General features: G+C 68.8%; 24 protein-coding genes. 11 read left to right on the top strand and 13 right to left on the bottom strand.

All coding sequences use genetic code 11. The annotated features are described in order from the left end of the window. The first annotated feature begins 71 nt into the window (after positions 1 to 71). From E3O22_RS14065 to E3O22_RS14040, 6 genes are all read left to right on the top strand, one after another. The gene (locus E3O22_RS14065; protein WP_134394485.1) at positions 72 to 3857 is read left to right on the top strand and encodes a nitrate reductase subunit alpha; all 3786 of its coding nucleotides are present in this window, start codon (positions 72 to 74) and stop codon (positions 3855 to 3857) included. Then, positions 3858 to 5525 (top strand): nitrate reductase subunit beta, encoded by a 1668-nt coding sequence (gene narH, locus E3O22_RS14060; RefSeq protein ID WP_134394484.1) that lies wholly within the window; start codon positions 3858 to 3860, stop codon positions 5523 to 5525. Continuing rightward, a complete protein-coding gene (gene narJ, locus E3O22_RS14055; RefSeq protein WP_134394483.1) occupies positions 5522 to 6214 on the top strand; it encodes a nitrate reductase molybdenum cofactor assembly chaperone in 693 nt (230 codons plus the stop codon). The genes narH and narJ overlap by 4 nt, the downstream gene beginning before the upstream one ends. Then, positions 6211 to 6984 carry a respiratory nitrate reductase subunit gamma gene (gene narI, locus E3O22_RS14050; protein WP_134394482.1) on the top strand — a complete coding sequence of 258 codons (774 nt, stop codon included), beginning with the start codon at positions 6211 to 6213 and terminating at the stop codon, positions 6982 to 6984. Before narJ ends, narI begins: the two co-directional genes overlap by 4 nt. A 288-nt stretch (positions 6985 to 7272) precedes the next feature. Next, positions 7273 to 7572: a DUF2231 domain-containing protein gene (locus E3O22_RS14045; protein ID WP_134394481.1), complete on the top strand. Its 300-nt coding sequence runs from the start codon at positions 7273 to 7275 to the stop codon at positions 7570 to 7572. Then, positions 7556 to 7807: a hypothetical protein gene (locus E3O22_RS14040; protein ID WP_134394480.1), complete on the top strand. Its 252-nt coding sequence runs from the start codon at positions 7556 to 7558 to the stop codon at positions 7805 to 7807. The genes E3O22_RS14045 and E3O22_RS14040 overlap by 17 nt, the downstream gene beginning before the upstream one ends. 399 nt (positions 7808 to 8206) lie before the next feature. Here the strand turns inward: E3O22_RS14040 and E3O22_RS14035 are convergent, their stop codons facing one another. The 8 genes from E3O22_RS14035 to E3O22_RS14000 all read right to left on the bottom strand — a co-directional run bounded on the left by E3O22_RS14035 (position 8207) and on the right by E3O22_RS14000 (position 14411). Beyond that, positions 8207 to 8674 carry an SRPBCC domain-containing protein gene (locus E3O22_RS14035; protein ID WP_134394479.1) on the bottom strand — a complete coding sequence of 156 codons (468 nt, stop codon included), beginning with the start codon at positions 8672 to 8674 and terminating at the stop codon, positions 8207 to 8209. A gap of 15 nt (positions 8675 to 8689) precedes the next feature. Further along, on the bottom strand, positions 8690 to 10015 hold the full coding sequence (locus tag E3O22_RS14030; protein ID WP_134394478.1) for an MFS transporter: 1326 nt from the start codon (positions 10013 to 10015) through the stop codon (positions 8690 to 8692). 131 nt (positions 10016 to 10146) lie between these two features. Beyond that, on the bottom strand, positions 10147 to 10386 hold the full coding sequence (locus E3O22_RS14025) for a MoaD/ThiS family protein (RefSeq protein WP_104170174.1): 240 nt from the start codon (positions 10384 to 10386) through the stop codon (positions 10147 to 10149). Continuing rightward, positions 10386 to 10673, bottom strand: coding sequence for a DUF6457 domain-containing protein (locus E3O22_RS14020; protein WP_134394477.1), 288 nt, complete (start codon positions 10671 to 10673; stop codon positions 10386 to 10388). Before E3O22_RS14020 ends, E3O22_RS14025 begins: the two co-directional genes overlap by 1 nt. Positions 10674 to 10679: 6 nt before the next feature. Further along, a complete protein-coding gene (locus E3O22_RS14015; RefSeq protein ID WP_241976664.1) occupies positions 10680 to 11363 on the bottom strand; it encodes a molybdenum cofactor guanylyltransferase in 684 nt (227 codons plus the stop codon). A 2-nt stretch (positions 11364 to 11365) separates the two neighbouring features. After that, positions 11366 to 11863 carry a cyclic pyranopterin monophosphate synthase MoaC gene (gene moaC / locus E3O22_RS14010; RefSeq protein ID WP_134394476.1) on the bottom strand — a complete coding sequence of 166 codons (498 nt, stop codon included), beginning with the start codon at positions 11861 to 11863 and terminating at the stop codon, positions 11366 to 11368. Next, the gene (gene glp, locus E3O22_RS14005) at positions 11860 to 13158 is read right to left on the bottom strand and encodes a gephyrin-like molybdotransferase Glp (protein ID WP_134394475.1); all 1299 of its coding nucleotides are present in this window, start codon (positions 13156 to 13158) and stop codon (positions 11860 to 11862) included. The genes moaC and glp overlap by 4 nt, the downstream gene beginning before the upstream one ends. A 2-nt stretch (positions 13159 to 13160) precedes the next feature. Continuing rightward, complete coding sequence (locus E3O22_RS14000) at positions 13161 to 14411, bottom strand: ThiF family adenylyltransferase (protein ID WP_134394474.1); 1251 nt, start codon at positions 14409 to 14411, stop codon at positions 13161 to 13163. A gap of 191 nt (positions 14412 to 14602) precedes the next feature. Between E3O22_RS14000 and fdhA the strand changes: the two genes are divergently transcribed. The 3 genes from fdhA (at position 14603) to fdhD (ending at position 17845) form a co-directional block, all read left to right on the top strand. Further along, the gene (gene fdhA / locus E3O22_RS13995) at positions 14603 to 15817 is read left to right on the top strand and encodes a formaldehyde dehydrogenase, glutathione-independent (protein WP_134394473.1); all 1215 of its coding nucleotides are present in this window, start codon (positions 14603 to 14605) and stop codon (positions 15815 to 15817) included. A 132-nt stretch (positions 15818 to 15949) separates the two neighbouring features. After that, positions 15950 to 16978, top strand: coding sequence for a GTP 3',8-cyclase MoaA (gene moaA, locus E3O22_RS13990; RefSeq protein WP_134394472.1), 1029 nt, complete (start codon positions 15950 to 15952; stop codon positions 16976 to 16978). 6 nt (positions 16979 to 16984) lie between these two features. Then, positions 16985 to 17845, top strand: coding sequence for a formate dehydrogenase accessory sulfurtransferase FdhD (gene fdhD / locus E3O22_RS13985; protein ID WP_134394471.1), 861 nt, complete (start codon positions 16985 to 16987; stop codon positions 17843 to 17845). Here fdhD and E3O22_RS13980 read toward each other — a convergent pair. Further along, positions 17842 to 19230, bottom strand: a complete 1389-nt coding sequence (locus E3O22_RS13980) for a phosphatase PAP2 family protein (protein WP_174722067.1) — start codon at positions 19228 to 19230, stop codon at positions 17842 to 17844. The two genes, fdhD and E3O22_RS13980, sit on opposite strands and share 4 nt — an antisense overlap. Continuing rightward, positions 19227 to 21542 (bottom strand): FdhF/YdeP family oxidoreductase, encoded by a 2316-nt coding sequence (locus E3O22_RS13975; protein ID WP_134394470.1) that lies wholly within the window; start codon positions 21540 to 21542, stop codon positions 19227 to 19229. Before E3O22_RS13975 ends, E3O22_RS13980 begins: the two co-directional genes overlap by 4 nt. Positions 21543 to 21635: 93 nt before the next feature. Between E3O22_RS13975 and E3O22_RS13970 the strand changes: the two genes are divergently transcribed. After that, positions 21636 to 23876, top strand: coding sequence for a glycosyltransferase (locus tag E3O22_RS13970; RefSeq protein ID WP_134394469.1), 2241 nt, complete (start codon positions 21636 to 21638; stop codon positions 23874 to 23876). Beyond that, positions 23873 to 25189, top strand: a complete 1317-nt coding sequence (locus tag E3O22_RS13965) for a glycosyltransferase (protein ID WP_134394468.1) — start codon at positions 23873 to 23875, stop codon at positions 25187 to 25189. Before E3O22_RS13970 ends, E3O22_RS13965 begins: the two co-directional genes overlap by 4 nt. A 19-nt stretch (positions 25190 to 25208) precedes the next feature. On the opposite strand, the gene E3O22_RS13960 is transcribed toward E3O22_RS13965, so the two are convergent. The 3 genes from E3O22_RS13960 to E3O22_RS13950 all read right to left on the bottom strand — a co-directional run bounded on the left by E3O22_RS13960 (position 25209) and on the right by E3O22_RS13950 (position 26796). After that, positions 25209 to 25760 carry a DUF2017 family protein gene (locus E3O22_RS13960; RefSeq protein ID WP_241976673.1) on the bottom strand — a complete coding sequence of 184 codons (552 nt, stop codon included), beginning with the start codon at positions 25758 to 25760 and terminating at the stop codon, positions 25209 to 25211. Further along, complete coding sequence (clpS, locus tag E3O22_RS13955) at positions 25760 to 26044, bottom strand: ATP-dependent Clp protease adapter ClpS (RefSeq protein ID WP_241976663.1); 285 nt, start codon at positions 26042 to 26044, stop codon at positions 25760 to 25762. Before clpS ends, E3O22_RS13960 begins: the two co-directional genes overlap by 1 nt. Before the next feature lie 83 nt (positions 26045 to 26127). Then, complete coding sequence (locus E3O22_RS13950; RefSeq protein ID WP_134394466.1) at positions 26128 to 26796, bottom strand: NTP transferase domain-containing protein; 669 nt, start codon at positions 26794 to 26796, stop codon at positions 26128 to 26130. Positions 26797 to 26915: the final 119 nt, after the last annotated feature.

The raw sequence follows: 26915 nt of genomic DNA, 5'->3' as shown, positions 1-26915 counted from the left end.
GCCACCCCTGAGACTGGACTTCGAGGGTGGTTGCCGACCATGGTGACCCCGGGCAGTGCAAGGGGTACGTTGTGAAATCACTCAAGAATTCGGCCTTCGTCAAGCCGGCTAAGACCCGGCCGGCCAAGCCCGGCGTCGACGGCCCGATCGACGACACGATCCTGAAGCTCGGGCGGTTCCTGCGCCGAGGCACGGCCTCACCCGACCTGCGATCCGTGTTCCTTGCGGGCGGCCGCGACGCCGACTCGTTCTACCGCGACCGTTGGACCCACGACAAAGAGGTGCGGTCCACCCACGGCGTGAACTGCACCGGCTCCTGCTCCTGGAAGGTGTACGTCAAGGACGGCATCATCACCTGGGAGACCCAGCAGACCGACTACCCCTCCGTCGGCCCCGACTCACCCGAATACGAGCCCCGCGGCTGCCCCCGCGGCGCCGCCTTCAGCTGGTACACCTACTCACCGACCCGGGTCAAGTACCCCTACGTGCGCGGCGTGCTGCTCGACCTGTTCCGTGCGGCGAAGGCCCGCACCGGCGACCCGGTGCTCGCCTGGGCCGAGGTCACCGGCGACCCCGAGAGCGCCCGCGCCTACAAGAGCGCCCGCGGCAAGGGCGGCCTGGTGCGCACCAGCTGGGACGAGGCGTCCGAGATCGTCGCCGCCGCCCACGTGCACACCATCAAGAAGTACGGCCCCGACCGCATCGCCGGCTTCTCGCCGATCCCCGCCATGTCGATCGTCTCGCAGGGGGTGGGCAATCGGTTCATCTCCATGCTCGGCGGCACCATGCTCTCGTTCTACGACTGGTACGCCGACCTGCCCGTGGCGTCCCCGCAGGTGTTCGGCGACCAGACCGACGTGCCGGAATCGGCAGACTGGTGGAACTCCTCCTACCTGATCATGTGGGGCTCCAACGTGCCGGTCACCCGCACGCCCGACGCACACTTCATGGTCGAGGCCCGCTACAAGGGCCAGAAGGTCATCACCGTATCGCCCGACTACGCCGACAACTCCAAGTTCGCCGACGAGTGGCTGGCCGTGCACCCCGGCACCGACGGCGCGCTCGCGCTGGCCATGGGCCACGTCGTGCTCAAGGAATTTTTGGTCGACCGCCGCACGCCCCGCTTCGTCGACTACATGAAGCGTTACAGCGACTCCGCCTACCTGATCAGCCTCACCAGGCGCGGCGACGCGTACGTGCCCGGCAAGTTCGTGACCGCGGATGCCCTGCCCGGCCTCGACCCGACGGTCGCCAGCGCCGCGTTCAAGCCCGTGCTCCTCGACCAGAACGGCCAGGTCGTCGTGCCCAACGGTTCGATCGGGCACCGTTTCTCCGAGACCGACGTCGGCAAGTGGAACCTCGACCTCGAGGGTGTCGACCCGCTGCTGTCCATCGCGGACGCCCCCGACTACGACCAGGCATCCGTCGCCATCGACATGCCCCGGTTCGACGTCGCCCCGGAGACCGACGAGATCGGCGAGCAGCACGCGGGAGGTGCGGGCATCATCCGTCGCGGCGTACCGGTGCGGATGGTGGCCGGCCAACTGGTCACCACCGTGTTCGACCTGCTGCTCGCGCAGTACGGCGTCGGCCGGCCCGGCCTGCCCGGAGTCTGGCCCACCGGCTACGACGACGCCACCTCGCCCGGTACCCCGGCCTGGCAGGAGGGCATCACCTCGGTGCCGATGCAGGCCGCCGAACGCATCGGCCGCGAGTTCGCGCAGAACGCCGAAGACTCCGATGGACGCTCGATGATCCTGATGGGTGCCGGAACCAACCACTGGTTCCATTCCGACACCATCTACCGGGCTTTCCTGGCGCTGACCACCATGACCGGCTGCCAGGGCGTCAACGGCGGCGGCTGGGCTCACTACGTCGGCCAGGAGAAGGTGCGCCCGCTCACCGGCTACGGCCAGTATGCGTTCGGCCTGGACTGGGTGCGCCCGCCCCGCCAGATGATCGGCACGGGCTTCTTCTACCTCGCCACCGACCAGTGGCGCTACGACGGCCTCGCCGCCGACACCCTGTCCAGCCCGCTTGGCGCAGGCACCTTCGCCGGCCGCACCACCGCGGACTGCCTGGTCGAGTCGACCAAGCGCGGTTGGATGCCCGGCTACCCCACCTTCAACCGCAACTCGCTCGACCTCGTCGACGACGCGGTCCGGGCGGGCGTCGACCCGGCCCAGTATGTGGTCGAGTCCCTCGGCGACGGCACCCTCGAGTACGCCATCGAGGACCCGGATGCGCCGGAGAACTTTCCGCGCATCCTCGACGTGTGGCGGGCCAATGTGATCGGATCGTCCGGCAAGGGCAACGAGTACTTCCTGAAGCACCTGCTGGGCACCAAGAACGCCGTGCGTGCCCCCGAATCGCCGCCCGAGAAGCGCCCGAAGTCCATGAAGTGGCACGAGACCGCCCCCGAGGGCAAGCTTGACCTGATGGTCACCAGTGACTTCCGCATGACGAGCACCACCATCTTCAGCGACGTGGTGCTGCCGCCGGCCACCTGGTACGAGAAGAACGACCTCTCGACCACCGACATGCACCCCTTCATCCACTCGTTCAACCCGGCGATCGCCCCGCCATGGCAGGCGAAGACCGACTTCGACATCTTCCACATCCTCGCGGAGAAGATCTCCGAGATGAGCGTGGAGCACCTCGGGGTGCGGAAGGACCTGGTCGCCGTTCCGCTGCTGCACGACACCCCGGATGCGATGAGCGCCCCGCACGGCATCGTCGAATACGACCAGGTGCTGGTGCCCGGCGTGACCATGCCCAAACTGGTCGTGGTCGAACGCGACTACCCGGCCTTCGCCGCCCGGCTCGGCGCCCTCGGCCCGCTTACCGAGAAGCTCGGCATGATGACCAAGGGAGTCAAGTTCAACCCCGACGTCGAGGTGGCCTACCTGGCGAAGAAGAACGGGCTCGTTACGAGCGGCCCCGCCGCCGGACGGCCGCAGCTGAAGACCGCCATCCAGGCCTGCGAAATGGTGCTCGCGCTCTCCGGCACCACCAACGGACGGCTCGGTACGCAAGGCTTCCGCAAGATGGAGGAGCGCACCGGCCAGAAGTTGGCGCACCTGGCCAGCGACAACGAGGGTCGTCGTTTCTCCTACCCGGATGTGCAGGGTGCCCCGGTCCCGGTGCTCACCTCCCCGGAGTGGTCCGGCAGCGAGCACGGCGGGCGACGCTACAGCGCGTTCACGATCAACGTGGAGCACCTCAAGCCCTGGCACACCCTCACCGGGAGGCAACACTTCTACCTCGACCACGACTGGATGATCGAGCTGGGGGAGACCCTGCCGATCTTCCGGCCGCCGCTGGACATGCACCGCCTCTTCGACGACTCCATCGTCGGGTCGACCTCCGCCACCGGCGCGACCGGCTCGAAAGGCCGGGCCGAGGTGGCCGTGCGCTACCTCACCCCGCACTCCAAGTGGTCCATCCACTCCGAGTACCAGGACAACCTGATGATGCTGTCGCTGTCCCGCGGCGGACCCACCATCTGGATGTCACCGCAGGACGCCGACAAGATCGGCGTGCGCGACAACGAGTGGATCGAGTCCTACAACCGCAACGGCGTCGTCGTGGCCCGTGCGGTCGTCTCGCACCGGATGCCCGAGGGCACCGTGTACATGTACCACGCGAAGGACCGCACCATCAACGTGCCGATCGCCGAGACGAGCGGCATGCGCGGCGGCACGAACAACTCGCTCACCCGGATCCTGCTGAAACCGAGTCACCTGATCGGTGGCTACGCCCAGCTGTCCTTCGCTTTCAATTACCTCGGCCCGACCGGGAACCAACGCGACGAGGTCACCGTGATCCGTCGACGCAGCCAGGAGGTTGAGTACTAAATGCGCGTAATGGCTCAGATGTCGATGATCATGAATCTCGACAAGTGCATCGGGTGCCACACCTGTTCGGTCACCTGTAAGCAGGTGTGGACCAACCGCACCGGCGTCGAATACGTCTGGTTCAACAACGTGGAGACCAAGCCCGGCGTCGGCTACCCACGCCGCTACGAAGACCAGGACAAGTGGAAGGGCGGCTGGCAGCGCAACAAACGCGGACGCCTGAAACTGCGCTCCGGTGGCCGCATCAAGCGCCTCGCCACCATCTTCAACAACCCCGACCTCCCGGTGATCGACGACTACTACGAGCCGTGGACCTACGACTACGACATGCTGACCAAGGCTCCGCTGAGCACGGAGAGCCCCGTCGCCCGGCCCAAGTCGCTGCTCACCGGCCAGAACATGGACATCAAGTGGTCCGGCAACTGGGACGACGACCTCGGCGGCTCGCAGGAGACCGCGGCCGACGACCCCATCCTCGCCACCATGAGCGAGCACGTGAAGATGGAGTTCGAGAACACCTTCATGTTCTACCTGCCGCGCATCTGCGAGCACTGCCTCAACCCCGCCTGCGTCGCGGCCTGCCCCTCGGGCGCCATGTACAAGCGCGAGGAGGACGGCATCGTCCTCGTCGACGAAGACGGCTGCCGCGGCTGGCGGATGTGCGTCTCCGCCTGCCCGTACAAGAAGGTCTACTTCAACCACAAGACGGGTAAGGCCGAGAAGTGCACGCTCTGCTACCCGTTGATCGAGCAGGGCAAGCCCACGATCTGCTCGGAGACCTGCGTCGGCCGGCTGCGCTACCTCGGCCTGATGCTCTACGACGCCGACGCGGTCCTCGCGCAGGCCTCGGTCGAGAACGAGCATGACCTGCTGGATGCCCAGCGCGCCTGCTTCCTCGACCCGTTCGACCCTGAGGTCATCGCCGCGGCCAAGGCCGAAGGCATGGAGGACGACTGGATCCTCGCAGCCCAGAACAGCCCGATCTACAAGCTCATCTCCGAGTACAAGGTGGCCCTGCCGCTGCATCCGGAGTACCGCACCATGCCCATGGTCTGGTACATCCCCCCGCTGTCCCCGGTGGTCGACGTCATCTCGACCACCAACAATGACGGTGAGGATGCCCGCACCCTGTTCGCCGCCATCGACAAGCTCCGCATCCCGGTGGAATACCTCGCCGGACTGTTCTCGGCCGGGGACGTCGTTCCCGTCGAGTCCTCGCTGCGCAAGCTCGCCGCCATGCGGTCGTACATGCGCGACATCAACCTCGGCCGTGACCGCGACGAGTCGATCCCGGAAGCGGTCGGCATGACCGGTCCCGAGATCGAGGCCATGTACCGCCTGCTGGCCATCGCCAAATACGAGGACCGCTACGTCATCCCCAAGGCGCACGTCGAGACGGCGCGTGAGCTGGAGGAACTGGCCTGCTCGCTCGACACTGACGGCGGCCCCGGTATGGGCGGCCCCACCGCCGCCACGGCGGCCGGCCCGTACGGGAAGACCCCCGGGATGCCGTTGAACGCGACCGTCGACAACTACAACGAGATGGTCGGCACGGGTGGGGAACGCACGAAGCCCACCACCCCCGGCCGGATCAACCTGCTCAACTGGAGCGGCGGCGGCCTGCCGGAGGGCTTGTTCCCGCCCAAGGCCACCGGGAGTCCCGCATGAGGCTGCCGAAGCTCCCGAACCGCAAGATCACGGCGCTGCCTCTGTCCGCGGAGGACGGCCGGATGGCGCACATGGCGGCATCCATCCTGCTGGATTACCCCAACCAGGAGCGACGGGCCCGCTTCGGTGCTGTCGCCACGTCGGTGACGTTGCTGCCGGATCCGCTCCGCCACGCCTTCGAGGCGTTCCTGACGAAAGCGGATGCGATGACTCAGCAGGAGTTGGAAATCCACTTCACGGCCACTTTCGACCTCAAGCGCAAGTGCTGCCCGTACCTGAGCTACTACGCGGCGGGGGACACCCGACGCCGCGGCATGGCGCTCGTGCGCTTCGTCGAGGCTTACCGCGCCGCGGGCTGGGAGGTCGCCGCCGACGAACTGCCCGACTACCTGCCGATGGTGCTCGAATTCTCCGCGCGGAGCGACTCGCCGATCGCCCAGGAACTGCTCGCCGCGCACCGAGACGGTATCGAGGTGCTCCGCATGGCACTCGAGGCCGTGCCGAGCCCCTACGCTCACATTGTGGAGGCGGTCTCCCTGTCTCTGCCGAAGATCGACGAGGAAACGCGTCAGCGCTACCTCAACCTGGTGAACGAGGGTCCGCCGACCGAGACGGTCGGCATGACCTTCCTGGGCAATCTCAAACCGTTCTCGCCGTCGGGCGCGAACAGCGAGGACGTACGGGTATGAATCCGCTCGACATACTGCTCTGGGTGGCGTTCCCCTACGCCGCCGCCGGGGTCTTCATCGTCGGCCACCTGCTGCGCTACCGGTTCGACCAGTTCGGCTGGACCTCACGGTCGAGCCAGACCTACGAGAACAAGTGGCTCCGCTGGGGCTCGCCCATGTTCCATTACGGCATCCTGATGGTCTTCGGCGGTCACATCGTCGGACTCTTCATCCCCAAGCCGTGGCTCGAGTTTTTCGGCGTCACCGAGGAGATCTACCACTTCGGGGCCACCTGGCTGGGCAGCGTCGCCGCGGTGCTGACCATCGCCGGCCTCGCCATCCTGCTGATCCGTCGCCGCCTGGTCGCCCGGGTCAAGCTGGTCACGACCGTGATGGACAAGGTCATGTACCTGTTCCTCGCCGGCACCATCGCCTTCGGCACGACGGCGACCGTGCTCTACCAGGTGCTCGGCGCCGGCTACGACTACCGTGGGTCGATCTCGCCGTGGATCCGCAGCCTGTACGCCTTTCAGCCGGACCCGGCGCTGATGAGCGACGTGCCGTTCTTCTTCCAACTGCACGTACTCTGCGCCACGATGCTCTTCCTGCTGTGGCCCTTCACCCGACTGGTGCATGTATTCTCGGCTCCGCTCGGCTACTTCGTGCGCCCCTACATCGTCTACCGCTCGCGGGACGGCCACCGCGGTGCGGGCGCCCAGAAGGCCCGCCGTGGCTGGGAGAAGAGCGAACTACCGCGGGACACCCGCGACAAGGTGGGCGGCCGCCGCTAGCCGAGGAGCCCAGGGACGTCGACACCGGTGCGCGACCCGCCGCCGCCCCAGGCAGCCGGGGAAGCGCGTCGCGTAGGGGCAACGGATGATGCAGGCCACCGGCACCTGGGCTGCCCGAAGGGCTCGTCCGCGCGCATCGGCCGCCTGCAGGCGATCGAGGGCGTCTTGATCCCGCCGCACTCGGGCTGGTAAGCGAAGCCTGCGCTGTATGGCGGGGTTTCGCTCCGGTGCCTAGCATTGCCAGTGCGGGCCCACATTCGTGCCTGAGGATGCCCCAGAGGGAGACACATGTTCGATGCGCTGCTCGACACCATCTTCGGTTTACCTGTGCACCCCCTCGTGGTGCACGCCACCGCAGTCGTCGTTCCCACGGCCGCCCTCGTCGTCGTCGTCGCGGCCCTCCGGCCCCGGTTTCGCCGGTGGGCGAAGTTCCTGCCGCTGATCCTCGCATTGGCCGCGCTCGTTCTCGTGCCGCTGGCGCGCGAATCCGGGGAGGCGCTGAGAGAGCGGGTCACCGAGACCGCGTTGGTCGAGACCCACTCCGAGCTGGCCGAAGGGCTGCTGCCCTGGGTTGCCGCCCTGGGTTGACGCCCTGGTCGTGGTCGCCGCCGTTCTGCTCTGGTGGAACTACCGGGAGTTCGGCAGCCGGACATCCGTCGCCCGCGCCCCGAAGTGGGTGACCATCGTACTGGCCGGGGCCGCGCTGGTCGCCGCCACGGGAACCACCGTGCAGGCCGTGCTCATCGGTCACAGCGGGGCGACGGCCGTCTGGTCCGAGGTCGGGGGAGCACCGGCGCCCGCCGGGGGAGAAGACGACGACTGAGCCGGCCTGAACTCAGTCGGTCACGGAGCTGGCGGCGCCCGGGTCGGCGGCAACCTCGCGGGCCCACTCGGCGGAGATTCTGGCTCTCCTGACTCTGCCGGCTCTGCCGACTCTTCCGTGGGTTAGGTCCGTTCGCGCGCGCGTGTGTCTCTGTCTCTGTGTGTGTGTGTGGCCAACTCAGGACATCCGTTGCCGGCATGCACCGGCCGCCACGGATCAGTGCGGAACCAGTGTGGATGTTCGGCCAAACCGGACGGATCTCCTGAGTTGGCCACAGCCCCCGCCGGATGGGCAGCAGCGCTGGTGCGGATCGGGCATCGAGCACTCGCTCCGCTCCGTTCGGGGCTCGGAACCGCCAGTCCGTCCCGTCATCGCCCACGGCTGGCAAAACCCGGGCGACTAGTCGGCGGTGGCGGCCCGTTCCTCGGCGAGCTCCGCGAGCCGCGCGAGGGCGCGGGGCCAATCCGCAGCGAACAGGGCCGTGAATTCCTCGTCGGTGTCGACGGCCACCACGAGTGTGGTCACCCCGTCGGACTCGCTGAAGGAGTAGTCCTCGTGCGCGCCCGCGAACCGCCGCGCGTGAGCACTCGTGGTGTCGTCGATGCCCCGGGACACTGCACCGTGGATTTCCAGGGAGATGAACTCGTCCGGCCGGTTTTCGACGACCGTGGCCACCAGCCCGTTGTGGGCAGCATCCTCGCCGGGGGCGAGGAAGCGGATCGTGCTGCCCTCCGCCCAGCTTCCGACGTAGTGGGAACCCTCGCGGAACGCCCGGGTCCAGTCCCGGTAGGTGGACTCGTCGAGCATCGTGGTCCAGACGGTGTGCACGGGTGCGTCGACTCGAATCGTGAAGTGCAGCTTGTCCATGCGGGTAGCGTACAGCTAGCTGGGGAAGGGAGCACCCTTGCGGGCGTAGTAGAACCAGGCGAGCCAGGTGCAGAACACGCAGAACACGGCGCAGCCGGCGAAGAACGCGGTCGGGCTGATCATGGTGAGCGAGATACCCACGACGAACGGTCCGAAGGCCGCGATCGCGGAGGTCCAGGCGATGGCTCCGCCGGCCTGACGCTTCGGGAAGATCATCGGCATCTGCTTGAACGTTCCGGCGTTCGCCAGCCCGGCGAAGAAGAAGATGATCAGCATGCCGGTGAGGAAGCCCCAGAACTCGTCCACGCTGGTCGGCGTGAGGAAGAAGGCGGTGAGGGCAGTTCCCGCCACCATGCCGAGGCCGCCGATGAACGTGAAGATCGCGCCGCCCCACCTGTCGCAGAACGGGCCGCTCGCCGCCCGCACCAGGGCGCCGAGGACGGGACCGATGAACGCGAAGGCCAGCGGGTTTGGGGCATCCGGGAAGTCGCCGTAGACGTTGAGGATGATCAGGCCCATCTGGGCGGCCAGGCCGCTGTAGGCGCCGAAGCTCATCAGGTAGATGGCGGTCATGATCCAGGTGTGCTTGACCCCGAAGATGTCCATCTGCTGGCGGAAATTCGCCGTGATCGGCACCCGGCGCAGGTACATCACCGCCAGGACGACGGCAAGCAGAGCCCAGGGGATGAGCACCAGCCCGCCGTTGTGCAGCCAGACGAGGTCGCCGTCGGCACTGCTCTGGGGGGTGAGGGCGGCGGTGCCGAGTAGACCGAATCCGACGACCCAGGGCAGGATCAGCTGCATCAGGCCGATGCCGAAGTTGCCGAGGCCTGCCTGCAGGCCCAGAGCCGTTCCGGCGAGGCGTTTGGGGAAGAAGTAGCTGGTCGACGCCATGAAACCGGAGAAGGTTCCGCCGCCGATGCCGGCCGCGAACGCCAGGGAGAGCAGCACCCAGTACGGCGTGGACGTGTCCCGGGCGGCGAGAGTCCAGCCGAGCATCGGGATCACGAGCAGGGCCGACGACATGGCGACGAGGTTGCGGGTGCCCATCATCGGCGGCAGGAACATGAAGACCAGGCGCAGCAGGCCGCCGGCGAGCCCGGGAAGGGCGACGAGCCAGTACAGCTGGCTGGGTGCAAGGGAGTAGCCGATGTCGTTCAGACGCGGGGCGATCGCGCTGACGAGGTACCAGGTTGCGAAGCTCAGAGTCAGGCTGAAGGTGGTGATCCACAGCGTGCGCCAGGCGAGCCCCGGATCCCAGGTCTCGTCATTCTCCGGGTCCCAGTTGGACAGATCCGGTTTGAGTTTCGAGGCGAACTGTAGGGACGTTTCGACTGACATGGACTTCCTCGGCTGGTTGCTGCCGGGCACCAGGCCCGCGTAGCTTCCACCCTCGCGGTGCAGCGGAAATGCGACAACGCGTGAACGCCGTGAAAAATGATTCGGTCGAACTAAACCGAAATCGGTGGGCGTCAGCCGCCGGCGAAGGGCGGCAGCACGTCGACGGTGTCGCTGCCGGAGAGCGGCACCGTGTCATCCGTCGCCCGCGTGCCGTTCACGAGCAGGGAGCACCGGCCGAGGATGCGTTCGAACTCGTCGCCGTAGAGGCTGGTGAGCTGGGCGCGCAAGTCGCCGATGGTGGCGGCATCGACCGCGGCCGCGTCGGCGGCGGCGGATTCGGCTGCCGCGGCGAAGAAACGGATGGTCGCCATCACCGTGTCGCCTCCGGCTGGTCCGGCGACCAGGTGAGGGCGAGCCGGGTGGCCAGCGCACTGGCGGCCTCGATGGCGGCGGGTGTGCCGCCGTTCCGGGCGGCGGCCAGACCGACCAGGAACGTGCTCAGCGGGGCGGCGGGCCGGGCCACGTTGTGGGCCACGTCGCGGGCCACGTCGAGCAGCGTGCCCACGGGGATGTCGGCCGGATCCAGGCCGAGTGCGGCGGCGAGGGCCACGAGCCACTCGTCGAGAGCCTCAGGGGGAAGCGGGGTAGAGGTGCTCATTGGGTATCACTCCTGATCGGATTGCTCCGCGGTCGGATTGCTCCGCGGTGGGGTGCTGGTCAGCAGTGCGGAACTCCTCTCCACATCCTGCCATGTGTCCACGTCGCTCCCCTCGCCGTTCTGGTCGCGGACGCCCCGCAGCTCGAGCGGGGCCAGCAGTCCGCGCATGCTGGCGCCGTGGGCGTCGGCGCCGAGCCGGTGCGCGGCCGCCCGCAGCGGCGCCAGACGATAGATCCCCGCGAGCCACTGCGCGCGGCCGCCCGCGTCGACCAGGTGCAGGCCGTGAACGGATGCCGGCAGCCCCGGGTCGGACGCCGCCGGCACCAGTAGGCGGGCGGCATCCGCTGCCCACGGCAGGTCGCAGGCCAGCAGGAGCACCCAGTCCGCGGCCCCGGACGCGGCCCCGTGCTCGAGCGCCGCGAGGCCCGCCACGATGCCGGCGACCGGGCCGCCGAACGGGGGATCTTCGAGCGTCCAGGTCAGCTCGGCCGTGTCGTCGGCCGGGACGGCCGCACGGGCCGCCTCCGGCCCGACCACGACGACGTTCCGGGCGAGTCCGCGGGCGTCCAGCACCCGGGAGAGCAGCGTGCGCCCGGCCACCTCGACCGCGGGCTTGACCGCGCCGTCGAGGCGCCGGGCGCGCCCGCCCGCAAGCACGATCAGGTCGACGCTCACGGCTGCTCGGGTCATCGCTACTCGTTCGGGCGGTGCCAGTCGCCGGACTTCCCTCCGGTCTTCGTGATGAGGCGCACGTTCTCGATCCAAACGGACTTGTCGAGGCCTTTGACCATATCGACCACGGCGAGGGCGGCGACCGACACGGCGGTTAGCGCCTCCATCTCGACGCCGGTGCGGTCGGCCGTGCGCACGGTGGCCGTGACGCGCACCCCGGTGTCTTCGATGACGAGGTCGACGGCGGCGCCGTGCACCCCGATCACATGCGCGAGGGGGAGCAGGTCGGCGCACTTCTTGGCACCCTGGATGCCGGCGATGCGGGCCACGGCGAGCACATCGCCCTTGGGGGTGCTGCCGTCGCGAAGGGCCGAGATGACCGTCGGGCCGCAGGCCACGAAGCCGGCGGCGGTGGCGCTGCGCACGGTGGGCTGCTTCTCGGTGACGTCGACCATGCGGGCCTGGCCGGAGGAGTCGAGATGCGTGAAGGGATGTGCGGACAGGTCGCGGATGCTCATGTCAACAGCATGACAGTGACGCGGTCACCCTCGACAATCCGCGTCACGTTTTCCGGCACGATGGCCAGCCCGACGGCCTGAGCAAGCCCGGCGACGAGGTGGGATCCCGACCCGCCCGCGGCGGACCGGCGGACCACGCTGCGGATTCCGAGGCCCTCGACGGTCACTGGCATGTACTGGGCACGGCCGGGCGGGGAGTCCCAGCTCTCCCCGGCGGTCGCCGAGATCGTCGGGCGAAAGATGTCGATGTGCCCGCCGAGGCGGCGCAGGGCCGGCCGCACGAACACCTCGAAGGACACGAAGGCGCTGACCGGGTTGCCGGGGAGGGCGAAGATGAGCGGTCCCTCGACTGCATTGTCGTCGGCCGGCCAGCGGCCGAAACCCTGAGGCTTGCCCGGCTGCATCTTGACCGGCCCGAACCGTACGGTGCCGAGCGGGGCGAGCACGGCCTTGACGACGTCGTAGGCGCCGACGCTCACCCCGCCGGAGAGCACGATGGCGTCGACCGTGCCGGCGAGGCCGGCCAGCAGGCCGCGGAGCGTGTTCTCGTCGTCGGGAACCGCGCCGAGCCGGATCGGCACCCCGCCGGCCGCGGCGACGGCCGACGCGAGGAGATAGGAGTTGGAGTCGGGGATCTGGCCGCGCCGGGTGGGTTCGCCGGGGGTGACGAGCTCGCTCCCGGTGGAGATCACGGCGACGCGCGGAGCCGGGTGCGCCCGGAGTGACGAGGTGCCGGCGCTGGCGGCCGCGGCAACCCGGGTCGGCCAGAGCACCGAGCCGCGGGTGAGCACGGTGTCGCCGGCGTGGGCGTCTTCGCCGGCGCGACGGATGTGCGCTGCCGGCTGCGGCGCCCGAACGACGGTGACCGTGTCGATGCCCTGATCGGTGTCTTCGATCGGAACCACGGCATCCGCCCCGTCCGGAAGCGGCGCCCCCGTCATGATCCGGGCCGCCTGGCCGGTCTCCAGGTGCGGGTTCTGGCTGGTTCCGGCCGCCAGGTCGGCGACCACCGGCAGCGTCACCGGGTGCTCGGCGGAGGCCTGCAGCAGGTCGGCGCGCCGGACGGCGTAGCCGTCCATGGCCGAATTGTCGAAGGGAGGTGTGTCCGTGGCGCTCCGGACATCTTCGGCCAGCATCAGGCCCAGCGCCTCGTCAAGCGAGACCAGCACGGGCGGCAGCGGGGCGACCGCGGCAAGTACGAAGGAGAGCTGGTCGGCGACGCTGCGGGCCGAGAACGGTACGGCGCACGCGTCGACGTCGTGCTCGTGGGTGTGCTCGTGCGTGTTCCCCGTCATGGTCAGTTCCCCGCTGTGGTCATCGAATCGCTGGACACGGCGTCGCCGGCCCACTTGCTGCCCCGGCCGGGAGCGGTGCGTGCGGCGACGGCAACGTCCCAGGCGACGATCCCGCCGGCGAGCAGGGTGAGGCCGGTGAAGCCGGCCGCGTCCAGGGCCATCGCGGCGCGTTCGGCCCGCGGCCCCAGGTGGCAGTGCAGCACCAGCGGCACGTCCCGCGGCAGGGTGGCCATCCCGGCCTCGGTGAGCAGGTCGCCGAGAGGCAGCAGGACGGCATCCGGGATGGCGCTCTCGGCGTGCTCGTCGGGCTCGCGCACGTCGACCAGCACGAACGGGTCGGTTCCCTCGGCGCGGGCAGTGAGCCGGGCCACGAGCTCCACCGGGGTGAGCGTCGGCCAGGCCTCAGCGGCGGCGGTCTGCGCGGAGCCGCGGGCGGTGGCGAGGGTCGCTGCCGGGTTCGGGTCGGCGGCGGCGATGCCGGTGCCGATCAGGGGCACCTCGGTGAAACGGCCCGAGAGCGCGTCGATCACGAGCACGCGCCCGATCAGCGGAGTGCCGATACCGGCGATCAGCTTGATCGCCTCGGTGGCCATCAGCGAGCCCACCTGGCCGCAAAGCGCACCGAGCACGCCGGCTTCGGCGCAGTTGGGCACCTCACCCTCTGCGGGCGGGGTCGGGAACAGGTCGCGCAGGTGCACCCCGCTGAGGCCGCTCTCGGCCGGTGGGGTTGCCCAGAACACCGACAGCTGGGCGTCGAAACGGAGAACGGATGCCCAGACCAGTGGCAGGCCCAGGGCCGCGCAGATGTCGTTGACCAGGAAACGGGTGGGGAAGTTGTCGGTGCCGTCGATGACCACGTCGTAACCGCCGATGATCGCGGCGGCGTTGCCGGCGTCGAGCCGTTCGGCGTGCTGCACGACCACGGCCTCCGGCGCGATCTGGGCGATCGATTCGGCGGCGCTGACCACCTTGGAGCGTCCGACATCCGCCTGGCCGTGCACGATCTGGCGTTGCAGGTTGCTGGGTTCGACGTCGTCGCCGTCGACGATGCCGATCGTTCCCACGCCGGCCGCGGCCAGGTAGATGAGCGCGGGGGACCCCAGCCCGCCGGCGCCGAGCACGAGCACCCGGGCGTTGGCGAGGCGGCGCTGGCCGAGCTCGTTGAGCTGGGGCAGACGGCGTTGGCGGGCGGTGCGAACGGATTCGGCGCCGCTCAGGCGGGCGATCGGCTCGACGAGAGGGGGAATGGCCATGCTTCCACGGTAAGCGTTGGCAGCGCCCGGTGGGTACCCAAAACAGTCATCTGAGCACACCCCTTGAATTTCAGGCCGCAATGGAGTCCTCTAGAGGAGAAACAGGCATCAACGAGAAATTTCGATGTAGTCTCGCGCGGCCCGACGGGTCTCGCTGTGAGGGAAGCAAACAGGAACTAGGAAGGTACTTCATGACTGGGAACAGAGCAGTTGCCTACAAGAGCCCGGGTGTCGTCGAGGTCATCGACATCGACTATCCGACCTTCGAGCTGAAAGACGGTCCGGGTGTCAACCCGGCGAACGTCGGCCGCAAGGTGCCGCACGGGGTCATCCTCCGCACGGTCACCACCAACATCTGCGGCTCGGACCAGCACATGGTTCGCGGGCGCACGACCGCGCCGTCGGACCTCGTCCTCGGCCACGAGATCACCGGCGAGGTGGTCGAATGCGGACCCGACGTGGAGTTCATCAAGGTCGGCGACATCGTCTCGGTGCCGTTCAACATCTCCTGCGGCCGGTGTCGCAACTGTAAGGAGCGCAAAACCGGTATCTGTCTCAACGTCAACCCCGACCGCCCGGGCAGCGCCTACGGTTACGTCGACATGGGCGGTTGGGTCGGCGGCCAGGCCGAGTACGTGCTGGTGCCGTACGCGGACTGGAATCTCCTGAAGTTCCCGGACCGGGACCAGGCGCTGGAGAAGATCATGGACCTCACCATGCTCTCGGACATCTTCCCGACCGGCTTCCACGGTGCGTTCAGCGCGGGCGTCGCGGTCGGATCGACCGTGTACATCGCCGGCGCGGGCCCGGTGGGTCTGGCCGCGGCGGCATCCGCTCAGCTGCTCGGGGCCGCCGTCGTCATCGTCGCCGACCTCAATGAGGAGCGGCTGGCGCAGGCCCGCAGCTTCGGCTGCGAAACCATCGACCTGCGAAAGGGCGAACCGCAGGATCAGATCGAGCAGATCCTGGGTGTGCCCGAGGTCGACTGCGGCGTGGACGCGGTCGGCTTCGAGGCCCGCGGCCATGGCAAGGATGCCGGAACGGAGCGTCCGGCCACGGTGCTGAACTCGCTGATGACGGTCACGGCCGCCGGCGGTGGCCTGGGCATCCCTGGCCTCTACGTCACGGGTGACCCGGGCGGGGTCGACGAGGCGGCGAAGGTCGGCTCGTTGTCCATCCGGCTGGGCCTCGGCTGGGCCAAGTCCCTGTCCTTCGCCACCGGTCAGACCCCGGTGATGAAGTACAATCGGTCGCTGATGATGGCGATCCTGCACGACAAGGTGCAGATCGCGAAGGCCGTCAACGCTCAGGCGATCAGCCTGGAGGATGCCCCGCGCGGCTACGCCGAGTTCGACGCCGGCAAGTCGATCAAGTACGTGCTGAACCCGAATCAGTACGTCAAATGAGCGCGTTCGACCAGTAACAGGACACCCGGCCGGCGGTTCGCCCCGGCCGGGTGTCCTGTTCTGCTGCGGGCCGGGCATTTGTCACCGTCCCGAGGGACTGTTGCCGCGGAGGGCGGCGGTTAGTGTGGAGACATGATTGATCAGTTCCAACGCCCGCTGCACGATCTGCGCATCTCGGTCACCGACCGCTGCAATTTCCGCTGCGTGTACTGCATGCCCAAAGAGGTCTTCGGCAAGGACTTCGCTTTCATGGAACGCGACGAACTGCTCTCCTTCGAAGAGATGACCCGGCTGGCGCGGATCAGCGTGGCGCACGGGGTCGAGAAGATCCGCCTCACCGGCGGTGAGCCGCTGCTGCGCAAAGGGATCGAAGAACTGGTGGCGATGCTGGCGGCGCTCCGCACCCCGGACGGCCGCCCGATCGACATCGCGATGACCACCAACGGTTCGGTGCTGGCGCTGAAGGCTCAGGCTCTGAAGGACGCCGGGCTGAAGCGCGTCACGGTGTCGCTGGATTCGCTCGACGACGCCACGTTCCAGGCGATGAACGACGTGAAGTTCCCCGTCGCCAAGGTGCTGAACAGCCTGGACGTGGCCCACTCGGTCGGGCTCGGCCCGATCAAGATCAACATGGTGCTCAAGCGCGGGCAGAACGATCAGGACATCGTTGCCATGGCGCGCCACTTCAAGGGCACCCCGTACATCCTCCGGTTCATCGAGTTCATGGACGTGGGCTCAAGCAACGGCTGGGAGATGGGTGACGTGGTGCCCTCGGCCGAGGTCGTGGCCCGCATCAACGCGCAATTGCCTGTCGACGAGGTGGCCCCCAACAACACCGGTGAGACCAGCCGCCGGTGGCGCTACCGCGACGGCGAGGGGGAGATCGGCGTGATCTCCAGTGTCACCCAGTCGTTCTGCCATTCCTGCTCGCGGGCGCGGGTCTCCACCGACGGCAAGCTGTTCACCTGCCTGTTCGCGACCGAGGGACACGACCTGCGTGCCCTGATGCGCGGCGGTTGCACCGATGAGCAGCTGGCTGAGGTGCTGAAGCAGATCTGGCGAGAGCGCACGGACCGCTATTCGGAGCTGCGCAGCGCCGAGACCGGCCGGCTGCGCGCATCCGGCAAGAAGAGAATCGAAATGTCGTACATCGGTGGGTGAATCCAGATGAGCAGGATCACGGTCAGGCGCAAGGTCGTTCGACTCACGGTGGGCGAGAATCCCACCAGCCGGGAAGACGTGCTGGCGGTCGAAGAGCCACTCGAGATCCGCGTGAACGGCCGCTCCCTCGCTGTCACGATGCGAACCCCCGGCAACGATTTCGACCTCGCCGCCGGGTTCCTGGTGTCGGAGGGCGTCATCACCCGGAACGAGCACTTTTCCACGGCCCGGTACTGCGCCGGCGCCACCGTCGAGGGCGTGAACACCTACAACGTGCTCGACGTGTCGCTCGCGCCCGGGGTCACACCGCCCGACCCGAGCCTGGAGCGGTCGTTCCTGACGACGAGTTCCTGCGGGCTCTGCGGCAAGGCCAGCATCGACGCCGTGCGCACGAAGTCGGCGTTCCCGGTGACGGCTGACCCGCTTCAGGTCGACGCAGAGCTCCTGACGCGCTTCCCCGAGGTCTTGCGCGCCGCCCAGGACGTTTTCGAGAAGACCGGAGGCATCCATGCGGCCGCCCTCTTCGACGGGACCACCGGGCGGATGCTGGTGCTGCGCGAAGACGTCGGCCGCCACAACGCGGTCGACAAGGTCGTCGGCTGGGCGCTGAAGGAAGACCTGCTCCCGCTCACCGGCACGGTGCTGATGGTGTCGAGCCGGGCGAGCTTCGAACTGGCGCAGAAGGCGCTGATGGCCGGGATTCCGGTGCTCGCCGCCGTGTCGGCGCCGTCGTCGCTGGCCGCCGAGTTCGCGGACGAGGTAGGCATGACGGTGGTCGGTTTTCTGCGCGGCGACTCCATGGTGATCTACGCCGGGGCGGAACGCATCACGAGCGGCGAGCGGACGCCGCAGAGCGTTCCCGGCTAGCCGCGCTCCGCGGGTTCGACCACCCGCCCGGTGCGCCAGGTGTCGACCGCGATCACGCAACCCACCACCACCAGGGAGATCGAAACGGAGGCCAGGGCATCCGTGGTCCAGTGGTAGCCGAGGTACAGGCGGCTGAGGGCCGCCAGCACGATGCCGACCACGGCGACGCTGAGGGCGGCGGCGGTGGCCCGCATGCTGAAACGGCGCGAAAGCAGAAGGTAGGCGGTCACCAGCAGGAAGTCGGATGCACCCAGCACGTGACCGGAGGGGAACGAGAACGTGAGGTCCGTGCCGAACAGCATCAGGTCGATCGGCGGCCGCTCGCGGCCGACCGTGCGTCCGATGACTTGGGCCAGCACCACGCCGCTTGCCATGGCACCGGCGAGCAGCAGCGCGCGCCAGGCGTGCCGGGTGAGAAGACCCCAGCCGACGCACACGACCAGCACGATCAGGGGCAGCGCGACCGGCCCGAATACGACCGCCAGCACCACCATCACGGTCGTCAGAACGGGGGAGCGGGCCTCCAGCAGCCACTCCTGCACGGGGAGGTCGATCGCGGTGACGCCTCCGCCGCTCAGCACACTCAGCAGCGTGAGCGTGAAGAAGACGGCGCCGGAACCCAGGCAGGCGATCGCGGTGACCCGGAGCATGCGGCGGGACCGGGCAGTGAGTTCCCACCTCTCGACGACGTACCGGTCGTGGAACGTGCGCCACGGATGCGACGCGCGGCTGCGCCGGCGTTCGCGATCGAGTGTCACGGCCAGGGGAGCCCAGACGGCCACCGCGATCCCGATGCCGAGCAGTGCCGCCCCGACGGTGTCGGTCAGCCAGTGTGCGCCCAGGTAGGTGCGGCTGAGCATCATCAGCGCCGTGTACAGCGCGCCGGCCAGCCACACCCACCAGAACCGGAAGAGCAGCGCCAGGATTATCGCCAGCGTCGCCGCATTGGCGACATGGCCGGAGGGGAACGACCCGAAATCAACCCTGACCAACAGATCTTCGAGTCCGGCCGGGCGGGCCCGGCCGAACAGCCACTTGAGAAGGTGCACGGCGGCACCGGAGATCACGGTTACCGCGAGGGCGAAGCCCGCGGCCCGCGGGCGCTTGAGGAACAGGAGCAGGCCGATGAGCAGGCCGGGCGCGACGACGGAGCCGGTGAGACCGCCGCCCAGGCTGTTCATCACGAGGGCGAGGGAATCCCACACCGGTGCTCGATTGCCGGACACCGCGATCATCCACTCCGTGTCCAGGGCGAACGGCCTGCCGTTCCGGGAGATGACCAGGCCCAGACCCACCGCCAGCGCGACGGCGACCAGCCCGGAGAGCAGCGGCCACCAGTGGGTGACGCGCTGTGCCCCCGCGCCCGGGTTCACGCCCCGGCTCACGTCAGCGGTGCTGACTTCGCTGCCTCGTGGGTGATGAACCGCACGGACATGGCCTTGTAACCGGGGGTGTTCGACTCCCGGGCCACGAGCTCGCGGTGCATCAGGGCGTTCGCCTCGGGGAAATACGCGGCCGCGCAGCCCCGCGGGGTGGGGTAGACCACCAGGCGGAACTCGTTGGCGCGCCGCTCCTCGCCCTGGAAAGTGCTGATCACGTCGACCATGTCGCGGTCCGCAAAGCCCAGCTCGGTGGCGTCGTCCTGGTGGATCAGGATGACCCGGCGGCCGCCGGAGATGCCGCGGTAGCGGTCATCCAGCCCGTAGAACGTGGTGTTGTACTGGTCGTGGCTGCGCATGGTCTGCAGGATCAGGTGGCCGGCCGGTGGGGTGAGGTATTCGAGTGGGCTGACCGTGAACCGGGCCCGGCCGATGTCGGTGGCGAAGCTGCGGGTGTCCCGGGGCGGGTTGGGCAGTACGAAACCGTTCTTCGTCTTGAGGCGCGCGTTGAAATCGGTGAAGCCCGGGAGCACCCGCGAGATGCGATCACGGATGACGTCGTAGTCGTCGGCCATCGCCTTCCAGTCGATCACGTGGTCGTCGCCGAGGGTGGCGCTGGCCATCCGGGCGACGATGACGGGCTCGGCGAGCAAGTGCTCGGAGACCGGGTCGAGACGCCCCTGCGTGGTGCGCACGACCGACATGGAGTCCTCGACCGAGAGCACCTGGCGACCACCCGGGTGCTTGTCGTCGGTGTCGGTGCGCCCCAGCGTCGGCAGGATCAGCGAGGTCGTGCCGTGCATGATGTGCGACCGGTTGGGCTTGGTCGACACGTGCACGGTTAGGCTCACGCGCTGCATTGCCGCCTCGAGGGCCACGGTGTCGGAGCAGGCGAGGGCGAAGTTGCCGCCCATCGACACGAACACGTCGACGTCGTCGTTCTCGAAGGCCGCGACGGTATCCACCGAGTCGAGGCCGTGCGTGCGGGGGGACTCGATGCCGAATTCCTTGTCCAGCGCGGCGAGCATCGGTTCCTTGGGCTTCTCCCAGACGCCCATGGTGCGGTCGCCCTGTACGTTGGAGTGGCCGCGCACCGGGCAGGCGCCGGCGCCCGGCTTACCGAAGTTCCCCTGTAGCAGGAGCAGGTTGATGATCTCCTTGAGCGTGTTGACCGAGTGCGGCTGCTGAGTGAGTCCGAGCGCCCAGCAGATGATCGTGGCCGTGGAGTCGATCATCATCTGCGCGACGGTGGAGATCTCCACCGCGGTGAGCCCGGTGGCCTTCTCCGTCTCGGCCCAATCGATGGTCGTGCGGGCGGCCCGGTACTCGTCGAGGCCCTGGGTGTTCGCCGCGACGAACTCCGCGTCGACGACGGAGCCGGGGACGCGCTCCTCCGCTTCGAGCAGCAGGTGGCCGAGGGCCTGGAACAGGGCCAGGTCGCCGCCGACCTTGATCTGCAGGTACTCGTCAGCGAGTGCCGTGCCGTCGCCGATCAGGCCGGAGACCGACTGGGGATCCTTGAAATTGAACAATCCGGCCTCGGGCAGCGGGTTGACGGCGACGACCCGGCCGCCGTTGTCCTTGCACTCCTTGAGGGCCGACAGCATCCGCGGATGGTTGGTGCCCGGGTTCTGGCCGACGACGAGGATCAGCTCGGCCTGGTGGATGTCCTCGAGCGAAACGGTGCCCTTGCCGATGCCGATGGTGGCGTTCATGGCGCTTCCGGAGGACTCGTGGCACATGTTCGAGCAGTCGGGCAGGTTGTTCGTGCCGATCGAGCGGGCGAACAGCTGGTAGAGGAACGCCGCCTCGTTGGCGGTGCGTCCCGAGGTGTAGAAGACCGTGCGGTCGGGAACGGTGGCTCGGATCCGCTCGCCGATGAGCTCGAAGGCTTCGTTCCAGGAGATCTGAGAGTAGTGCGTGTCGCCGGGACGGATGACCACCGGATGCGTGATGCGGCCCTGGTTGCCGAGCCAGTACTCGGTCTTCGTGGCGAGCTCCTCGATCGAGTGCTCGGCCCAGAACGCCGGCGTCACGGTGCGCAGGGTGCTCTCCTCGGCGACTGCCTTGGCGCCGTTCTCACAGAACTCTGCGGTCTTGCGGTGGCCCTGCGACTCCGGCCACGCGCAGCCCGGGCAGTCGGTGCCGTCGCGCTGGTTGAGGCGCAGCAGCGCCTTCGCCGTGCGGGGAACGCCGGCCTGCGCGAACCCGCGATCGAGCGCCACCAGAACCGCTTCCACTCCGGCCGCGGACTTCTTCGGCTTCGTGACGACCAAATTGTCTTCGTTGATGTCTTCGATCGGAGCGCGTCGTGTCATGTGACCATTTTGCTCCATTCCACAGGGCGTTCCGACATCGGCCGCGTGTATGTTCGGATCGGACTGCTTGTTGCAGGAGACAGAGAGGGCACCGTGGGAACTCACACGACGCTGGACACGATGCGGCAGACCCGGTCGATCCTGGACGGCATCCGCTGCGCCGACGACCTGACCATCGCGGCGAGCCGGGACGGCGGCATCCGCGCCGTGCGCCTGCTCGCGCAGGCGGCGACCGACCCGGGGGACCAGCTGACCGCGATTGCGGCCATCCACTCGCTCGGCCAGGTGTTCGACGAGTCCGCAGATGACGTGCTCGTGTCGCTGATCACCCATGACTCCCTCTTCATCCGCGAACACACGGCCTGGGCGTTCGGCGCCCGGCTGCCCCGGTTCGAGGCGATCTCCGGACTGCTGAGCATGGTGGTCGACGGTGGCTTCTCCGGCATGATCGCCCAGCGCACGCTGGAGCAGTGGAGCTCGTCGGTGCCGGTGCATGTGGCGCTCGCCCTCGAGGGCACCCTGATCGGCGTGCACGAGTGCGGCGCCCGCACCCGCCTGGTCGAAACGATGGGTCTCATCGCCGGGCGCATCCCCGAACGGCTGTTGCGCCGGGTCGCCGTCGACTCGTCCGAGCCGAACGCGGTGCGTGCGGCGGCGATCGCGGCCCTCGGCGACCTCGGTCCGAACGAGGCCAACATCCGTATCGTGAGCGACCTGTCGCAGGGCAGCGGCGTGCTTGCCGACGTGGCTCGGCTCGCCCTGATCGACCTGACTGTGCCGGCCTACCCGCGCCCACCGTGGAGCCAGGGGCTGACGGTGGCCCAACTCTTCCTGCACGCCGACATCGACCGCGAACTCAGCCAGGTGGGGGCCGGCGACAATGGCGGTATCGCCACGCTGCTGGTGCGCCTGGGCGACGCGCTCGTCTCCGGGGGTGGCAGCGGTGGCAGCGGCGGCCGTGAGCGCGGCGGCTCCGTGGAACGGGTACTCACCCTCTCCCGCGGCAGCTTCGCCGGCGCACTCACCTCCCTGTCCGAGGTCGGGTCTTCCGTCGCGGAGCACGCCTTCGCGACCGTGCCCTTCCTGGGCGAACCCGTCGCCTCGGTCGATGCCTGGCCGCGGCGGATTGCGACGCAGCGCGGCATCCGTCGCATTCTGCGCGCCGCCGGCACCGTCGACGCGATCCACCTGCGAATGGCCGACATCGGCACGCTGGCCGCCTCCACCGTCGCCCGCGAGCTCGACATTCCGATCGTGTTCACGGTGGCCCCCGACCCGCACAGCGTCATCCACTCCCTCGACGGTTCCGGGGTGCTCACCCGGGCGAACTTCGGCACGGTCGACGAGACCGAGCACTTCTGGTTCCGGGCCCGGCTCGTACAGCGGCTGGCCGCGGATGCCGCGCACACCGTTCTCTTCCCGAGGCCCGAGCTGCGGCGTGACATGCGCGACCTTGTGGGAATCGATATCCGGCAGCATCCGGAACGCCACTCCGTGATCGCGGAGGGCATCGACGTCGCCGTGATCGAGCGTGCACTGGCGGATGCCCGCCTCACGGCCGACCCAACCACCGCGCACGCAGCCCCCGGCGCGACCGGCGCGACCAGCGCGGCGGGCGCAGCGGGCGCAGCGGCGCTAGCCGAACTGGACGACCTGCTCACCACCCTCCCGCCGAGCCGGCGCGGGCTTCCGCTCGCCGTCACCGTCGGACGCCTGCACCGCGTCAAGGGCATGGCGGCCCTGGTTCAGGCGTGGGCCGCGGATGCCGACCTGCGCGCCCGCTGCAACCTGCTCATCCTCGGTGGGGACCTGAATTCTCCCTCCCTCGACGAGAAAAGCCAGCTGGACCAGATGGCCGCGGTCGTCGACCTCGCCGATGCGGCCGGCCAGGGCCTGCTGCTCGCCGGGCACCGTACAAACGACACCGTGGCGCACTGGCTGGCCGCGGCCCGGTACGGCCGGCCCGGATTGGCGGCCCCCAATGGGGCGTATGTCTGCGCGAGCATGAAGGAGGAATTCGGCATCGCCCTGCTTGAGGCCATGGCGACCGGGCTGACCGTCGTCGCCCCGAATTCCGGCGGCCCGGCCACCTATGTGGAGCACGCAGTGACGGGTTTCCTCGTCGACACCGGCAACCGGACGGCCCTGGCGGGCGGGATCAGCGCCGCACTCGAGTTGGCTGCCGGCCCCCTCGGACCGGAGTACGCGAACCGGGCCGGAGAAATGGTGTCGCGTTCCTTCACGATCCAGGCCATGGCTGAGACGCTGACCCGGGTCTACCGCGACGTGGCCGACACGAACGAGTCGGGCGCGTACCTGGTGGGCGTTTCATGACGCTGCTGATCATCAGCCCGGACTACGCCTCCCACCTGTTCCCGCTGGCCACTCTGGGCACCGCGTGGCTGGAGGCCGGTGAACGCGTCGTGGTGGCCAGCGGTCCGGCCACCGCCGACATCGTGGCCGCGTTCGGATTCGAGCGCGTGCACCTGCAACTGGGCCGCGGCTCGAACCCCGGCACGATCCGCGCCGAGGAACAGCCGACGGGCGAGGACGACGCTCTCCGCGGGTTCTTCGACGCCACCCGGCTCGGTATGGTGGAAACGCTCTGTTTCCAGGCCGAGGCACGCAGCAGCGACCTGCTCTGGAACCCGGTGGAGGTGGCCCGCGCGGTACAGCTCATCGTGGCCGAGGTGCAACCCGACCACGTGATCGTCGATCACCTGGCGTTCAGTGCGCGCCTCGGACTGGTGAGTGCGGGCATCCGTCACGCCGATGTGGTGCTCGGCCACCCGTCGGCGCTGCCCGTGGGCGCGGAGGTCTACGGTTTCCCGCCGGAGTGGCCGCTCGCCTTCGCGCCGGACAGCGGCGACCTCGGCGCACTCCTGGCGACCTGCGAGAGCGTGCGGGATGCGTTCACCACCCAGTGGAACGACGCCCTGCGGGTTCTCGACCCGGACGCGCTGCCGAGCCCGGATGCGTTCAAGGAGTGCGGGGACATCCTGCTGCTCAATTATCCGGTCGAACTGCACGACGCCGCACGTGGCGAGTTGCTGCCGGCGCACGCGTTCCTCGGCTCCGCCGTGCGCAACGAGGCCGCCGACGACGAGGTGAACGCCTGGCTCGCCGCCGACAGTGACCGGCCCATCGTCTATGTCAGTTTCGGCAGCTTCCTGTCGGTGCGCGGGGATGTTCTCGCCCGGGTGGCCGAGGCGCTTGCCCCACTCGACGTGCGGGTGGCCGTCGCCACCGGTGCCACCGATCCCGCGGAGCTCGGGCCGATCCCCGACTCCTGGCTCGTGCGCGCGTTCCTGCCGCAGGTCACCGTGCTGGCGCGCTCGGCGCTGGCGGTGTCGCACGGCGGCAACAACAGTGTCACCGAGGCGATGACCTCGGGGGTGCCACTGCTGCTGCTGCCCTTCTCCACCGACCAGTTCGCCGGGGCAGCCGCGGTCGAGCGGTGCGGATTCGGGCTGTCCCTCGCGCCCAACACGGCTACGGCTGAGGAGCTTCGGGCAGGAATAGCCGAACTGCTCGCGCTCGACGGGGACGCCCGGCAAAGCCTGGACCGGTTGAGTTCCTCGCTGCAGGGTGGGGCCGGGTCCAAACGCGCGTACGCGGCGCTGCTGGCGGTGCCGGTCGAGCTGTAGGTTGCGAGTCTCCGGTGGGTCAGACGTCGACCGCGTAGACCAAGGATTCCTGCACCATACCGAACCAGTCGTAGATGTCGTTCAGGAATGGTGCCTCGTCGGCGCTCCGCCCCGGCACCCCGTCGGGCCCGATCTCGAGGCGTTCGGCAAGGGTGAGGCGCAGGTCGGTGAGCGTGCGGAGCCAGGACTGTACGTCGTCGGCGTCGAGGTCGATGGTCACGGGCGCCTCGGCGGCCGCATGTAGCTCGGCGTCGGTTGATTCGTCGCCGATGTCGGCGTTTGGTTCCTCGGCGAGCGTCGCAAGCAGGCACCGGGCGTTCCGCACTTTGCGCTCGAGCAGGTCGTCGGCGGTGAACCGGCGGAATTCCGCGGCGGCCTCGGGATCATCGGCGTAGGCATCCGGCAGGAGCCGACGCAGGGCCGGGTCACCGGATGTGCCGAGTGCGTGGGTTTCGGCGGCCTCCAGCAGGTCAATCAGCTGGCTCGCGGCCAGGCGCAACAGGCCGATCTCGACGGGTTCGAACCGGGCGGTCACGCTGCCGGCGTTCTCGCTGCCCGACATGAACTGCATCACGCGTCGGCCTTGGCGAGGGTGGCCCACAGCCCGTAGCCGTGCATGGCTTCGACGTGGCGTTCCATGGCTTCCCGGTTGCCGTAAGCGACGACGGCCTTCCCGTCGTTGTGCACCTGCAGCATGAGGCGCTCGGACTCCCGGGCGGAGATGCCGAAGTAGCTGCGGAACACGTAGGAGACGTAGGACATCAGGTTCACCGGGTCGTCCCAGACGATGGTGGTCCAGGGGCGATCGAGGGACACGGCGTCTCGCAGATCGAGTCGTTCGTCAGTCTTCGGCACGGGTTAAGCCTCACACGGAGGGGGGGCAATTCCAACCCGGTGTGGCCGGTGTTCGGGGGCGTGGTGCGGTGCGGTTTCGATGCTCAGTCGCGCGTGTCGACGTCGAGCCCGGTCTCGAGGTCGGCGCAATCGACCAGCCGGGTGTCGTGAGACTGCAGGTAGGGACGTGCGCCGGTGTCGCCGGTGGCGGAGTCGATGAGCGCGCCCCAGTGTGCTCGCCCGATCACCACCGGGTGTCCCGGGCGGGCGTCGAAGCCGGCCTGCCGGAGCGTGAGCGGGCCGACGGGGTTCGCGTCGGCATCCGTATCACCGGGCAGGGTGATTGTGGGCAGGGTGTTTGTGGGCAGGGTGCCGATCAGTCGTGCGACCGTGCCGGGCAGCAGACCCGGGATATCGACCGGGACGATCGCCACGGCGACCGGAGCAGGCAGGAGCTCGGTGGCCTGCAGCTCGGTGGCTTGTCGCAGGCCCGCTCGAAGGGACGCGGAGAGTCCCTCTGCCCAGTCTTCAGCCTGCGTGAGGACGACCGACGGGGTCATGCCGAATTGGTGGAGCAGTGCCCGGACTTCTGCGGTTTCGGCGCCGATCACGACGATCACCGGTGAGCAGCCGGCATCCGTGAGCGTGCGGATCGTGCGCACCAGCCAGGGGATGCCGTCGTTGCCCCGCGCAAGTGCCTTCGGCATGCCGTAGCGGGAGCCGGCGCCGGCTGCGAGCACGAGGCCGGCGATCGGTGCGGAGGAAGTGGCCATGCCTGCCATCGTAGGGCGGTGCGGTGCAGGGGCGGGTGCGGGTGTGGAGGTCGGTCGGGCACGGCCCGCACGACTCTCGGCCTTTTAGTCCATCAACCCCTGACGAATTCGACGGAGAT

Source organism: Cryobacterium sp. TMT2-18-2 (genome assembly GCF_004402245.1).
Lineage (GTDB): Bacteria > Actinomycetota > Actinomycetes > Actinomycetales > Microbacteriaceae > Cryobacterium > Cryobacterium sandaracinum.
The sequence above is the reverse complement of the archived record's forward strand: the minus strand, read 5'-3'. Positions and strand labels throughout refer to the sequence as shown.